The 14480-nt window shown below is 52.0% G+C and carries 12 protein-coding genes; all 12 read right to left on the bottom strand.

Annotated elements, in window-relative coordinates:
• Positions 1 to 6: 6 nt before the first annotated feature.
• The gene (locus ACSV5M_RS03805; protein ID WP_439174263.1) at positions 7 to 1200 is read right to left on the bottom strand and encodes an O-succinylhomoserine sulfhydrylase; all 1194 of its coding nucleotides are present in this window, start codon (positions 1198 to 1200) and stop codon (positions 7 to 9) included.
• A 23-nt stretch (positions 1201 to 1223) separates the two neighbouring features.
• On the bottom strand, positions 1224 to 2756 hold the full coding sequence (gene purF / locus ACSV5M_RS03810) for an amidophosphoribosyltransferase (RefSeq protein WP_439174264.1): 1533 nt from the start codon (positions 2754 to 2756) through the stop codon (positions 1224 to 1226).
• A gap of 31 nt (positions 2757 to 2787) precedes the next feature.
• On the bottom strand, positions 2788 to 3288 hold the full coding sequence (locus ACSV5M_RS03815) for a CvpA family protein (RefSeq protein ID WP_439174265.1): 501 nt from the start codon (positions 3286 to 3288) through the stop codon (positions 2788 to 2790).
• A 103-nt stretch (positions 3289 to 3391) separates the two neighbouring features.
• Complete coding sequence (locus ACSV5M_RS03820; RefSeq protein WP_439174266.1) at positions 3392 to 3982, bottom strand: SPOR domain-containing protein; 591 nt, start codon at positions 3980 to 3982, stop codon at positions 3392 to 3394.
• Positions 3979 to 5268, bottom strand: a complete 1290-nt coding sequence (gene folC, locus ACSV5M_RS03825) for a bifunctional tetrahydrofolate synthase/dihydrofolate synthase (protein ID WP_439174267.1) — start codon at positions 5266 to 5268, stop codon at positions 3979 to 3981. The genes ACSV5M_RS03820 and folC overlap by 4 nt, the downstream gene beginning before the upstream one ends.
• Before the next feature lie 21 nt (positions 5269 to 5289).
• Positions 5290 to 6150 carry an acetyl-CoA carboxylase, carboxyltransferase subunit beta gene (gene accD / locus ACSV5M_RS03830; RefSeq protein WP_439174268.1) on the bottom strand — a complete coding sequence of 287 codons (861 nt, stop codon included), beginning with the start codon at positions 6148 to 6150 and terminating at the stop codon, positions 5290 to 5292.
• Between the two features lie 45 nt (positions 6151 to 6195).
• On the bottom strand, positions 6196 to 7005 hold the full coding sequence (gene trpA, locus ACSV5M_RS03835) for a tryptophan synthase subunit alpha (protein WP_439174269.1): 810 nt from the start codon (positions 7003 to 7005) through the stop codon (positions 6196 to 6198).
• 39 nt (positions 7006 to 7044) lie between these two features.
• Positions 7045 to 8271 (bottom strand): tryptophan synthase subunit beta, encoded by a 1227-nt coding sequence (gene trpB, locus ACSV5M_RS03840; RefSeq protein ID WP_439174270.1) that lies wholly within the window; start codon positions 8269 to 8271, stop codon positions 7045 to 7047.
• A 7-nt stretch (positions 8272 to 8278) separates the two neighbouring features.
• A complete protein-coding gene (locus tag ACSV5M_RS03845; RefSeq protein ID WP_439174271.1) occupies positions 8279 to 8908 on the bottom strand; it encodes a phosphoribosylanthranilate isomerase in 630 nt (209 codons plus the stop codon).
• Positions 8909 to 8997: 89 nt separating this feature from the next.
• Complete coding sequence (gene truA, locus ACSV5M_RS03850; RefSeq protein ID WP_439174272.1) at positions 8998 to 9900, bottom strand: tRNA pseudouridine(38-40) synthase TruA; 903 nt, start codon at positions 9898 to 9900, stop codon at positions 8998 to 9000.
• A gap of 93 nt (positions 9901 to 9993) precedes the next feature.
• Positions 9994 to 12984 (bottom strand): FimV/HubP family polar landmark protein, encoded by a 2991-nt coding sequence (locus tag ACSV5M_RS03855; RefSeq protein ID WP_439174273.1) that lies wholly within the window; start codon positions 12982 to 12984, stop codon positions 9994 to 9996.
• 349 nt (positions 12985 to 13333) lie between these two features.
• On the bottom strand, positions 13334 to 14443 hold the full coding sequence (gene asd / locus ACSV5M_RS03860) for an aspartate-semialdehyde dehydrogenase (protein ID WP_439174274.1): 1110 nt from the start codon (positions 14441 to 14443) through the stop codon (positions 13334 to 13336).
• Between the last annotated feature and the right edge of the window lie 37 nt (positions 14444 to 14480).

The raw sequence follows: 14480 nt of genomic DNA on the forward strand, positions 1-14480 counted from the left end.
TTATCGCTACAAGGAGGTCAGCCCCCGCGCAAGATCTGCTTGTAAATCCGCAATATCTTCGAGACCAACCGCAACACGAATTAAATTTTCTGTGATGCCCGCTTCCGCTTTTTGTTCGGGGCTCAGGCGTCCGTGAGTTGTTGTCGCCGGGTGAACAATGGTGGTTTTGGTATCACCCAAATTGGCAGTCAATGACATGATGCGTGTGGCATCAATCACTTTCCATGCCTGCTCTCGCCCGCCTTTTACACGAAACGATAGCACACCACCGTAAGCAGACTGCTGTTTGGTGGCAAGCTCATGGCCATTATGTGAAGGCAGTCCCGCATAAAAAACTTTTTCGACCTGGGGCTGGGCATCCAGCCATTGCGCCAGGGCCAATGCATTACGCGAATGTGCTTCCATCCGCAAACGCAAGGTTTCAAGGCCTTTAAGAAATACCCAGGCATTAAAAGGACTCATGGTTGGCCCGGCACTGCGAATAAAACCGAGGACATCATCGACCCATTTTTTGGGTCCTGCCACAACGCCGCCCAAACAACGCCCTTGCCCGTCGATATATTTGGTGGCGGAGTGAACGATTAAGTCAGCACCGAATTCCAGTGGGCGCTGCAATGCCGGTGTGCAAAAACAATTGTCCACGACCAGCAACGCATCGTGCTGATGGGTTATATCGGCAAGACGCTGGATATCGACCACGTCACACAGTGGATTGGACGGTGTTTCAACAAATACCAGTTTGGTTTTCGATGTAAACGCAGCCTGCCACGCAGTGTAGTCAACGGGATTGACGAAGGTGGTGCTGACACCGAATTTTTGCAAATATTTACTCAGCAATACTGTGGTGGTACCGAACACGCTCCGGGAGCAAACAATGTGATCACCGGATTGCAGCAAAGCAATGCAGGTACTCAAAATGGCCGCCATACCTGACGATGTCCCTACGGCAGCTTCCGCGCCTTCCAGCGCTGCAATACGCTGTTCAAAGTTTCTCACCGTGGGATTGGTATAGCGCGAATATACATTGCCCGGTTGTTCACCGGAAAAGCGCTCCGCTGCCTCACGCGCACTGCCGAAGACATAACTTGAGGTCAGGAACAATGCCTCACTGTGCTCACCTTCCTGAGTGCGCACCTGTCCGGCACGAACCGCCAGCGTATCCAGTGCGGCGTGATCTAAATAATGGTCAAATTCATCCATTGGTATATTCCTGCTGTTCCTGGTTAACTGTTCGCCACGCCATTGTGCAGACCGATCACGGTGTCTTCCGGTTTAAACGTTTTTTTCCCGGTTTTGGTTTTGGCGTTGTCGCTGCGTACTGCGGCCAGCATATCAAGATATTCTTGCGTCACTTTTCCGGTAATGTATTGGCCGGTAAATACCGAGCAATCAAAGTTGGTAACCCGACTGTTACCTTCAGAAGACGCCGCAATCAGATCTTCAAGGTCCTGATAAATTAACCAGTCAGCACCAATTTCGCGACACACTTCTTCGTGAGTACGGCCGTGTGCAATCAACTCGGAAGCCGTTGGCATATCAATGCCGTACACGTTGGGATAAATAACCGCCGGCGACGCCGAAGCAAAATACACTTTCTTGGCACCAGCATCGCGCGACATCTGAATAATTTGTTGGCAAGTGGTGCCGCGCACGATGGAGTCGTCTACCAACAACACATTCTTGCCTTTAAACTCCAGATCAATGGGATTCAGCTTCTGGCGCACAGATTTTTTACGCTGCTGTTGTCCCGGCATGATAAAGGTGCGGCCGATGTAGCGGTTCTTGACCAAACCTTCCCGGAATTTCACGCCCAGTTTTTGCGCCAGTGCCTGGCCTGCAACACGGCTGCTGTCAGGGATAGGAATCACCACATCAATATCGTGATCGGGCCGTTCACGCAGAATTTTTTCAGCCAGTTTTTCGCCTTGGCGCAAGCGTGCTTTATACACGGAGATGCCATCCATGATGGAATCCGGACGCGCAAAATACACGTGTTCAAAAATACATGGATTCAGGCTCGGGTTTTCCGCACACTGGCGGCGATGCAATTTACCATTTTCGGTAATATAAATCGCTTCACCCGGCGCTACGTCATCAATCAATTCAAAACCCAGCACATTGAGTGCGACACTTTCGGAGGCCACCATATACTCGGTACCCTCTTCCGACTCGCGCTTGCCATACACCAAAGGGCGAATACCAAACGGATCGCGGAACGCAACCAGACCATAACGGGCAATCAATGACACGATGGCATAACCACCGCTTACGCGACGATGTACACCGGATACTGCAGCGAAAATATCATCCGCATTGGGCGTTAATTTGCCTTGCAATTGTAACTCGTGTGCAAATACGTTCAGCAAAACTTCCGAATCGGAATCGGTATTTACGTGGCGCAAATCCGTTTTAAATAACTCTTCACTTAACTGCGCGGCATTGGTGAGATTGCCGTTATGCGCCAGAGCAATACCATAAGGTGAATTGACATAAAAAGGTTGTGCCAGCGCCGGACCGGAGCTACCGGCCGTAGGGTAGCGCACATGACCAATGCCCATGTTGCCAACCAGCCGCTGCATATGGCGGGTTCTGAACACATCCTGCACCAGACCATTGGCTTTTTGTTGCGCCAGCCTCCCCTCCTGACATGTCACAATCCCTGCGGCATCCTGCCCCCTGTGTTGCAATATGGTTAACGCATCGTACAACTGTAAATTCACATCGCGTTTACCCACAATACCAACAATGCCGCACATAATTGCCTCACCTTTAAAAAAATGTGTATTGCTACTTGCCGAACAACCCGGAAAACATTTGCGAGACATCCGTGGCCGTTGAACGGGCCCAGCCTTCAAATGATAAAAAATAGGGGATCAACCGTGATTCATGCCACCAGCTGTCTTCTTCAACGGGAATCAATGATGGCAAGAAAATCAGCAGGGCCATCACGATAACAAAGCCACGCGCCAGTCCAAACACCATACCCAGCATGCGATCTGTACCCGATAAGCCGGTGATGCGCACTAACTCTCCAATCAAATAATTCACCATGGCGCCGACCAGTAAAGTCGCGATAAATAAAATGGCAAACGCGACGACCTCGCGAACAGAAGGAGTAGTAATTGAATCAGTTAACAGGACAGCCAGACGTTCGCTGAATAACAGCGCGATAATGACTGCCAGAATCCAGGTGGCGAGAGAGAGGGCTTCCTTGACGAAACCCCGCTTGATACTGATCAAACTGGATAGAACCAAGATACCGACAATGGTCCAATCTGCCCAATTCATGCGTCAGGAATCTCCGGTTGATCAAGGAGGCGCATTTTAGCAGACCGGTCCGGCATCAGATACCCCGAAAACACGGCAATAATGGTGGCCGGCCGTGTCGGATTCAAGGCTGAAAACGCAACACCATCGCGTTCACTTTCAAACGCTTGTCGACCTCAGTTTTTACTTTAAGCGCTTCTGCCTTGTCCAGCTTTGGTCCAATAAAAACCCGTGTCACCGAACCGTTTGCCGTTGTCACTGTGCGGACATAAGCTTTGTGCCCCTCCGCCTGTAACTCATCACGCAGTTTCGCTGCGGCCTCTTTGTTACTGAGACTCGCCACCTGCACAACCCAGGCATCAGGAATTCCGTCAGGCCCCAAGGGTAATTGAGGAACCTGCTCTGTTGTTGCGGCGGGTTTGTCTTCAACGGGGACAGGAGCATCTGCGTCGGCCAGCACTTCCGGCTCGGGTTTAGGGGCTGGCTCTGGTTCAGGGGGTAGAAACATGGTTTCAGGTTCTGGCGCCGGGGATATGTCAGTAGGCTGTTGCGGCGCCTCAAAGGTCACTTGTGGCGAGGAAGGTTCGGCAGGAATGTGTGAACGAGTGTCGACCTGATGTCCCTGCTGCTCTTTAAAAAACCCGGGCAGAAAAATCACGCCGATAGCGGCCAGCACTACAGCTCCCACCAATCTTTGTTTTAAGGCGTCTTTCACTGTTGACTCCCCTGCTCGGTCTCTGAAGGCTGCATTACAGCCAGGGCAGCGGCCACAGTGTAGAAAGAACCAAATATCACTATGCGATCCTCAGCCTGTGCAACAGCCAGGGCTTGCTCAATACATTCCGCCACTGTACCACGACCGACAACAGGTACCGTCAATTGTTGCAGATCCTGCGCCAGTTGGTCAGGAGTAGCCGCCCGTGGTAGCCACGACAGGTCTGCCAGATACCAGGCATTAATCAGGTGCGTAAGATTGCCCAAACTGTTAGAGCGATCTTTGTCGGCCATCATCGCCACGATACCGATGATTCGGCCGGAGAAGTTCTGCGCCTGCAGACGCCGCGCAAGGTATTGTGTCGCAGCCGGATTATGCGCAACATCAAGAATGAAATGATGATTCTGGTAATGCAATTGCTGGAAACGACCGGGGAGCTCCAAATGAGCCAGGAGCTTGCCACACCCAATCTTGCCGGGATCAAGCCCCAAAAGGTTTATCACCTGTAACGCCGCCGCGAGGCTCGGCAAGGGTAATGCAGGTAATGGGAGCCCACGCAATTCAATGCGTTGACCCGCTGGATTCAAGCCCCACCAATCCCAGCAAGCTTGTTCGGCCGAAAACCCAAAGGTTTCATTCACACCATGCCATTGGGCTGAAACATGCTGCGCTGTCGCCACCACCGTTTTAGGCGGCATAGGGTCAGCACATATGACCGGCCTGTGGGAGCGCATAATGCCAGCTTTTTCCTGACCGATGCTTTCCCGGTCGTTACCCAGCCAGTCTTGATGGTCCAGATCAATGCTGGTGATGACAGCCACATCGGGATCAATAATATTGACCGCATCAAGGCGTCCGCCCAACCCCACCTCAAGCACCATCACATCCACCTGCCGAGACCGGAATATTTCCAATGCCGCCAGGGTGCCAAATTCGAAATACGTCAGGCTAACCGAACCACACGCGAGGTAAATTTTTTCAAAGGCCTCACACACTTCCGCTTCAGTGGCTTTTACACCATTGACACAGATGCGCTCGCAATAATGAAGTAGATGAGGAGAGGTGTAGACACCGACACGCAAGCCTGTCGATTGCAAGAGCGCGGCTGTCGCTGCGACACATGAACCTTTGCCATTCGTGCCGCCCACTGTGACAACCCGCGCCGTGGGATTTAATAATTGCAGCGCCCGGGCTACAACGCGGATACGCTCCAACCCCAGGTCGATCTCTTGGGGATGGCAGGTTTCCAGCCATCCCAACCACTCATTAAGTGATGAAAATTGCATTGAGAGCGCAGCGCGAGAAATTTACACCGCTGCGCGACGGGTAAATTTTGCGAGCAAGGAAGCCACTTTGTCACGCATATCGCGGCGATGGATAATCATATCGATAGCCCCATGCTCCAGCAAAAACTCACTGCGCTGGAAACCTTTAGGTAGCTTTTGACGGATGGTTTGCTCAATGATGTTAGGGCCAGCAAAACCGGCTCGTGCACCTGGCTCAGCGGCATTGATATCACCCAACAGCGCCAGACTGGCAGATACACCGCCATAAACCGGGTCGGTCATGATCGAAATATAAGGTGTTCCCTGCATCTTCAGGCGCTCAATCACCGCGCTGGTTTTAGCCATTTGCATCAGGGAAATCAGTGCTTCTTGCATACGGGCACCGCCAGTAGCTGAGAAACAGATGAGCGGAATATTTTCTTCAAGGGCCACCTTGGCAGCGCGGGTAAAACGCTCACCAACGACATAACCCATGGAGCCACCGTGAAACGCAAACTCGAAAGCCACAGCGACTACCGGCATGCCTTTCAATTCGCCTTTCATAGCGATCAACGCGTCTTTTTCACCCGTGGCTTTCTGGGCAGTGGTTAAACGTTCTTTATATTTTTTGATGTCTTTAAACTTCAAGCGGTCAATGGGCTCGACCTCTGTGGCCAATTCCTTACGATTGTTTTCATCGAGAAATACATTTAATCGCGCCCGTGCACCCATGCGCTTGTGATGATCACACTTTGGGCAAACATCGAGGTTTTTTTCCAGCTCGGGTTTGTAAAGTACGGCATCGCACTTCACACATTTTTCCCACAAACCTTCGGGGACTTTGGTGCTGCGCTTGCCTTCTGAACGCACCACATTCGGGATAATTTTGTCTAACCAACTCATCGGTTATCTTCTCTCGTTACAGTTTTCGAAATTAATAAATCAGGTTTAGCGGTCATCAAGCGCTTTGCGGATACTGCCAACAATGTCGCCAACAGCCTGAGCAATGTCAGTGTGGCTTTGATCCGCCATGCTGCCCATCTTGTCCACCAGCACACTACCTACCACCACACCGTCAGCCAAGGACGCAATCGCCTTGGCAGTTTCAGGATCTTTGATACCAAAACCAACACAGACGGGTAGATCGGTTAACTGGCCGAACTCATCCAATTTGGCTTTAACGGCACCCACGTCCAGATGGCCGGCACCCGTTACGCCTTTGAGAGAAACATAATAGAGAAAACCACTGGCATGGCTGGCGATTTTGCGGGCGCGCTCGACAGTTGTTGTCGGCGCCAATAAAAAGATGTTGTCGAGCCCTGCTGAATCCAATGCTTCCTTCAATACCGCCACCTCTTCCGGCGGCAGATCCACGGTCAGCAAACCGTCAACGCCTGCCTCAGCAGCGGCCCTGGCAAAGGCTTCATAACCGAAGCGTTCCACCGGATTGGCGTACCCCATCAATACCAGCGGCGTATGACTATTGCTCTTGCGAAACTCACGCGCCACATCCAGGGTAGCCTTGAGGCTAATGTTATGTGCCAGCGCGCGTTCATGGCCCTTCTGGATGACCGGGCCTTCGGCCATAGGATCGGAGAAGGGAACACCCAACTCAATCACATCAACCCCCTGCTCTACCAATTTATGCATGGTGGGCAGGGTTGCTGCCGGATAGGGGTCACCATTAACAATATAAGCCACCAAGGCTTTACTGCCATTGGCTTTGGCTTGACTCAAGACTTGCGAAATACGACTCATCGATTGGATTTCCTGATGGCTGATAGCGCCCGATGCTGGTTAAACAGTGATTCCATCGATTCCGGCAACAGTGAGGATATCCTTGTCACCCCGACCGGAAAGATTGGCAATTATAATTTGATCCTTGCCCATGGTAGGGGCGAGTTTCTCGACATAAGCCAAAGCATGGCTGGACTCCAGCGCCGGCATAATACCTTCAGTCCGGGTAATTTTCCGGAACGCGGCGAGAGCTTCGTCGTCGTTGATCGCCACATAATTTACGCGACCGATATCTTTTAACCAGGAATGCTCAGGCCCCACACCAGGATAATCCAGCCCCGCCGATACAGAGTGGGTTTCGATGATCTGGCCATTTTCATCTTCCATCAAATAAGTGCGATTGCCGTGCAGGACACCAGGAATACCTTTATTTAGCGGCGCTGCGTGCTTGCCTGTTTCAATACCCAGCCCACCCGCTTCGACGCCGTACATCGCCACGGATTCGTCGGTCAGGAAGGGATGAAACAAGCCAATTGCGTTGGACCCACCGCCGACACATGCCACCAGGGCATCCGGCAATTTGCCAGCCTGCGCCAGTGACTGCGCGCGCGCCTCGCGACCAATAACAGCCTGGAAGTCGCGCACCAGTTGTGGATAGGGATGAGGACCAGCAACCGTACCGATGATGTAGAAGGTATCGTCCACATTGGTCGCCCAATCACGCATGGCTTCATTCATCGCATCTTTCAACGTGCGCGATCCGGAGGTGACAGGGAATACTTCCGCCCCCAGCAGTTTCATGCGGTAGACATTCAGCGATTGACGCTTCACGTCATCCGCACCCATATACACCCGACATTTCAAACCGAGACGTGCTGCAACTGTGGCCGTAGCTACACCGTGCTGTCCTGCACCAGTTTCGGCAATAACCCGGCCCTTACCGGTGAATTTGGCCAACAGTGCCTGACCGATGGTGTTATTAACTTTGTGGGCACCGGTATGATTCAGGTCTTCGCGCTTTAAAAACACCTGCGCCCCACCCAACTCACGGGTCCAGCGCTCGGCAAAGTACAAAGGTGACGGGCGCCCGACATAATGGGCCAGGTCCTTATCAAATTCGGCTTGAAAGTTGGGATCATCCTTCAAGCGGGTATAGATCGTATTCAATTCATCCAGGGCATAGATAAGCGTTTCCGATACGAAACGACCACCGTAGGGGCCAAAATGACCTTCGGCATTGGGAAATGCACTGTAATCAACTGTGGAAGACTGCTTGTTATCACTCACCGTTTCTTCACCTGTACGAGCCATGACTGGCATTGATAATAAATTCTTTTACCTTGGCGGCGTCTTTCTGACCAGGAGCGGATTCAACACCGCCGCTTACATCCACACCGTAGACATGTGTGGAGCGAATTGCTTCAGCGACATTAGCAGGCGTCAAACCACCGGCTAATATAATCGTTTTACCTGAGTCCTGTGGGACCCGTTGCCAATCGAAAGTCTCACCGGTACCACCGGGAATACCGGGGCGGTACGCATCGAGGAGAATCGCTGTTGCTGAGGGGTAATCCGCTATAGCTGATCTGGTATCCAATTCGGGGCGCATACGAATAGCTTTAAGGTACGGACGACCGAACGATTCGCAATAGGCCGGGGTTTCGTCTCCATGAAACTGCAGCACATGCAAGGGCACCTGGGCCAATACTGTGTTCACATAAGCAGGTTCAGCATCAACAAACAAACCGACGACTGTGACAAATGGCCCGACAGAGCAAGCTATCTCGCGAGCAAGTTCAATGTCTACTGCTCGGGGGCTGGGCTCATAAAACACCAGACCGATTGCATCAGCACCCGCCACTTGCGCAGCCAACGCATCGGTTACTGAGGTAATGCCGCAAATTTTAATTCGGGTTCGAGCCACAGTCCTGACCGCTAAGAAAATAAAGCGCCGATACTAACAGAAAACTCCCCCAAAAACTGTAACTTGCCCGATTTTGGCGCCCCCCGCCATTAATTCTCTGGCGCTGCAAAACCACCCACCGGTTCAGCTAAAAACAAGGGCCCTGGCGCCACCTCAGGTAAATTGAAATGCTCCGGATAATCAACAGAGACCAGATACAAACCGAAGGGCCTGGCCGTTATACCACCTGCACTGCGATCCCTTGCGGCCAATACCTCCGCTACCCAGGACGGAGCAACATCACCAGCACCGACAGCGATCAATACCCCCACGATGTTGCGCACCATGTGATGCAAAAATGCATTTGCCTGCACTTCCAATACGATCAAATCGCCGCGCCGGACGATATGCAGGTGATGAATTTTTCGCACTGGACTGCGCGCCTGGCATTGGGAGGCACGAAACGAAGTAAAATCATGTTCGCCCACCAGGCAAGCAGCGCCCTCGCGCATCAGCTCGACATCAAGCCGCCGATTAAACCAGGTCACCCGATCATGGGTCAGGCTGGAGTAGCTTTCCCGATCCGACAGTAAATAGCGATAGGTCCGCGACAAGGCACTGAAGCGTGCATGAAATTGCGGCATAACATTTCTTGCCCAACGCACTGCTACGCTGGGCGGCAGATGGGCGCGAGTCCCCAGCGCCCACGCCCGCTCCGGACGTTTAGCCAGGGTGTCGAAGTGAACAATCTGCGCAGTGGCGTGCACACCAGCATCAGTCCGCCCTGCACATACCAGTGTCACAGGCTCGGCGGCTATGGTTGACAGGGCTGTTTCCAATGCCTTTTGCACGGTGTTGACGCCGCCGGGCTGGGTTTGAAAACCATGGAACTCGGCACCGTTGTATTCCACCGCCATCGCCACCCGCTGCATACCTTCGGGCCAAATCGTATCAGCCACAACCTCGCCGTTACGGGTATACACTTTGCTGGCAGGAACGTAGTTTTCGCTCATTTGAACAGTTGGAACTTCATAAAAATTAGCCATTTATAAACAACAAAGCCTCGTGTACCGAAATACACAAGGCTTTGATAAAGCGCGGATTAATCAAACGTCTATTCGAGTAAGCAACCCTTCCGCTTCTTCCCGCTGTTGCGCGTTACCTTCCTGAACCACTTCGGCAAGGATATCCCGTGCGCCATCGGTATCACCCATATCGATATAGGCCCGCGCCAAATCCAGTTTGGTGGCTGCCTCGTCCGTGTCAGCGAGGAAGTCCAACTCCGCATCCATGTCGGCCTCAGAGATAGGACTGAGCTCCGGCATCGCTTCGGTGTCCTGATCCGGCAGTTCGGACAATGCCTGCTCAAACATATCATCGTCAGCGTCCGGTATATCGCCCGTTTTCAATGTGGACTGTTTATCGTCCAGCTCCAGTTGGGCATCAAGATCAGCGAAGGCTTTGTCATCACTTTCGCCAAACTCGGCATCAAGGCTTTCCATCTCGTGATCCAAGGCTTCAAGATCGAGATCACTCATGTCCATGTCAGGATTGAAGTCGTCGGCATTATCGTCTGCCATTTCCAGCGAGCCGTTTGGCTTTTCTTCTCGCTTAACATCTTCCTGTGCCAAGGTTTCTTCGAAGGCCGCTTCATCGATAGCTGCTTCATCAAAAGAAAGCTCATCTTCCGTCAGGCTGGTTTCACTTTCTTCAAAATCAAAACTGAAGTCATCATCCTCAACAGCGGTTGATGAGGCAGTGGTTTTCGCTACCGACGTTTCATCCTCCAACTCGAATGACAATTCACCTAAATCGTCATCCAGAGTCACTTTCTCTTCTCTTGGCTCAGCCTCATCAGCAGTTGCTGTGGAGAAGTCGTCATCAAGCTCCAATGTAAATTCGTCTTCTTCCGAAATAGCGTCAGCATCTTGAGGCTCATCAAAGGACAGGTCATAGCGGGTGGTAGCACTACCTACATCAGACTCCCGTGATAATGTTTCTCCCAACGACAAAGGCTCAGGAGACTCTTCTTCAAGATCCAGATCAAAACTGAAGTCATCGTCTGCGGCAGCGCTTGAAGCCTTCTCTGCTTTTGGCGACTCACTGTACAAATCATCGTCCAGACCGAAATCAAGCGTGTCATCACTGGAAGCGAGATCAATGCCTTCCTGTGGAGACAAATCGAGGCCCGAATCAAATTCGCCGGCACCCGGAATGCTTTCACGCAACTCTGCTGCACGCTGTAATTCCGCATGATTGGCATCGCCTAACAGACTGGCGTAGTGTTGATCAAATTTGTCGACATTTTCCGTTTGGGAATAGACTTCCAACAACTTCATGCGAATCGGTACAGAAGAGGGCTCCCGTGAGAGCGCATTCAGCAGCATTTCTTCAGCCTGATCAAACTTGCCGTATGCGATGTAGATATCGGCCTCTGCAACAGCATCGCCCGTCTCGGCTTCTGCCGGAACATCATCCTCATCGAACAGCGGCATCTCTTCTTCCGCGTCACCAGGATATTCTTCCTGATACTCTTCGTTATATGCCTCCTCATCTGCCGGGGGCATACTGAAGAAATCATCGTCCTGCGTGGCTTCTTCTTCCATAGCCTGTTCGTTGCGACGACGAATGAGGGCGTAAGCGGCAAGCAACAATACAAGTAAACCCACACCGATCCAGATGGCATTATCGACAATGTGGTCAACCAGTGTTTTAGGCTTAGGCGCAGACTGGACCACGCGATTGGGATTGACTGGTGCTGGAGCCGGCTTGGCCTGCTCAGATTCGGCCTGGGGAGTCGTTGTCTCAACTTCGGGTTCGATAGTCGACTCTGGTACAACATTAGTTACAGGCGCATCAACAACTGGCTCTTCTGGCATTGTCTCCGACGGCTGAGTAGTCTCTGGCGTACCAATAGTTTCAGCGGCCGGTTGTTCGGCAGTAGATTGTTGGGCTGCCAATTGCATTGCACGCAGTTGCTCATTGCTCACATTAACCAAACGCTCCATCGTGTCGATTTGCTCCTCCAAATCCTGAATCCGTGAATTCAGTTCGGAGTTTTCCATGCGAGCCTTATCAAGTTCTTCAAGGGTTGCGGCCAATTCATTTTCCAGTCCACGACTGTCGCCGGCATTGCTACCACTGCCCTGCCCACTGCCATCGTAATCGCTGCCAGGCGAGGCCAGTCGCACCTGTCCGCTCACATCTTGAGACTCACGTCGCGCCGATACTTCACGGCGCGATGCATTCAACTGGGCACCCATGGTGCTTCCCGACCACTCCTGATTCTGCACAGCCACTTCGGCAACTGCGTCGCTGCGGGAAATGGATCTGATCTCATCAGCAGAAGGTAGACGCAAGACCTGCCCTTTGCGCAGCAAATTGATATTGCCGTTGATAAATGCTTCCGGGTTCAAGCGCTGGATAGCCAGCATGGTCTGGTGCACGGACAAACCACGATCCGGACGAACATCCAGTGCGATTTGCCATAACGTTTCATTGCTGCCAACCGGACCATAGGAATCAGCGCCGGAGCGACGGCCACCGGGGGTAGATTCAGGCTCTGGCCGAGACTCCGCCTGGGGATAAGCTGGCGAACTGGAGCGGGTTGGCGTTTGTACTGTAGCGCTGGTGCGCGGCTGGGTCATCGGCTGCGGATAAGTAGTTGCAGACTCGACCGGTGTTGAGGGCGTATCGGCAAAGGTGGGCAGATCCATTAGCAAGGTGTACTCGCGTAATAAACGACCACTGGGCCATCGGGCTTCAACCAGGAAATTAAGATAGGGTTCACGCACAGGATTGCGCGTTGAGATGCGCACAACGGCACCGCCGGGTTCGTTCAACAGAACCTGAAATTCCAGCTCTGTATAGAAATAAAGACGGTCAACGCCGTTGCGCTCAAAATCGGCAGGAGAACCCAGTGCAACAATAATTTGCTCTGTGCTGAGATCCCGAATATCCAACAACTTGATTTCAGCGTTGAGCGGCTGATTCAGTGCTGAATTTAATTTGATTTCTCCCAACCCCAAGGCACTGGCGTAATTTGCCAACAGCGCGACGGCAAATCCACAGACCCAAACCAGCTTTCGAAGATGCATAGGACTATCCTTTTATTATCTCCCCTGGTTTCAAGCACCTGACAGGGATGGCAACATTTTGTCGGTCAAAAAAATCTGGTACTTAAACCTGGACGTTGTATGCAGAGGTTATAAAACCTCGAATATATCTTCACTATCTTTCGTAAGTATTCATTATAAATAGCTTTTTATCAACACTTCCACCAGTTACAAGCAGCCAAGCTGGCAGATTTTTAAACGTTTTTGGGCATATTCCACAAAATTAAGAGGTAGATTTCACCGCCCGCAGAGTCAAAATGACTTTGTATTTAAAAAAACGCCTCGATTCCGGAATAAGAATCGAGGCGCTGATTCAGCAGTAATCTCTTTATCAGGCTTCTTTGAGGATGCGCAACATGCGACGCAACGGCTCTGCCGCACCCCACAATAATTGATCCCCGACGGTGAACGCTGATAAGTATTGCGGCCCCATATTCATCTTGCGCAAACGCCCTACCGGTATCGACAGAGTGCCGGTTACAGCGGTAGGTGTCAGATCGCGCAAACTGGCATCACGCTCGTTCGGTACAACTTTAGCCCATTGATTCGCTTCTGCCAGCAAAGCCTCAATGTCGGCAAGCGGAACATCTTTGTTAAGTTTGATGGTCAGCGCCTGGCTGTGGCAACGCATTGCACCGATACGCACACAAAGTCCATCCACCGGGATAGGATTATCGCTGCGCCCCAGGATCTTGTTGGTCTCAACCTGCCCCTTCCACTCTTCTTTGCTCTGGCGGCTGTCCAGTTGTTTATCGATATACGGCAGGAGACTACCCGCTAGAGGATGGCCGAAGTTGTCGCGCGGGAAATCGGCGCTACGCATCGTCTCCGCAACCTGACGATCTATCTCCAGGATTGCCGAAGCCGGGTCAGCCAATTTATCCGCCACGGAGGCATGGATGCTGCCCATCTGGCTGATCAATTCGCGCATGTTTTGCGCGCCGGCGCCAGAGGCCGCCTGGTATGTCATAGAGGAAACCCAATCCACCAGACCCGCATGAAACAAACCGCCCAAGCCCATCAGCATGAGACTGACAGTACAGTTTCCACCAATGTAATTCTTGACGCCTTTGGCGATGCCGTTCTTGATGACATCCAGGTTAACCGGATCAAGGACGATCAAGGAATCCTTATCCATCCGGAGGCTGGACGCTGCATCAATCCAATACCCTTGCCAACCTTCGCTACGCAACTTGGGAAATACGTCGTTGGTGTAATCACCGCCCTGGCAGGTAACAATGACGTCCAGTTGTTTCAGGTCCGCAATAGAAAAAGCATCCTTGAGTGCAGGCAAGCCGCTGGCTACAGCCGGAGCAGCACCACCAACATTGGATGTGGTGAAAAATACCGGTTCGATATCAGCAAAATCGTTTTCCGCTTGCATGCGATCCATTAATACCGACCCCACCATGCCACGCCAACCTACAAAACCTACTCTCATGTCTGCTCTCTCTGATTACTATTTAACGAGTTGAAAT

Source organism: Cellvibrio sp. ARAG 10.3, assembly GCF_051846955.1.
In the GTDB taxonomy this organism is placed as follows: Bacteria; Pseudomonadota; Gammaproteobacteria; order Pseudomonadales; family Cellvibrionaceae; genus Cellvibrio.

Coding starts and splice junctions, on each gene's coding strand:
- ACSV5M_RS03805 (WP_439174263.1), bottom strand. CDS start 1,200: ATGGATGAATTTGACCATTATTTAGATCACGCCGCACTGGATACGCTG.
- purF (WP_439174264.1), bottom strand. CDS start 2,756: ATGTGCGGCATTGTTGGTATTGTGGGTAAACGCGATGTGAATTTACAG.
- ACSV5M_RS03815 (WP_439174265.1), bottom strand. CDS start 3,288: ATGAATTGGGCAGATTGGACCATTGTCGGTATCTTGGTTCTATCCAGT.
- folC (WP_439174267.1), bottom strand. CDS start 5,268: ATGCAATTTTCATCACTTAATGAGTGGTTGGGATGGCTGGAAACCTGC.
- accD (WP_439174268.1), bottom strand. CDS start 6,150: ATGAGTTGGTTAGACAAAATTATCCCGAATGTGGTGCGTTCAGAAGGC.
- trpA (WP_439174269.1), bottom strand. CDS start 7,005: ATGAGTCGTATTTCGCAAGTCTTGAGTCAAGCCAAAGCCAATGGCAGT.
- truA (WP_439174272.1), bottom strand. CDS start 9,900: ATGAGCGAAAACTACGTTCCTGCCAGCAAAGTGTATACCCGTAACGGC.
- ACSV5M_RS03855 (WP_439174273.1), bottom strand. CDS start 12,984: ATGCATCTTCGAAAGCTGGTTTGGGTCTGTGGATTTGCCGTCGCGCTG.
- asd (WP_439174274.1), bottom strand. CDS start 14,443: ATGAGAGTAGGTTTTGTAGGTTGGCGTGGCATGGTGGGGTCGGTATTA.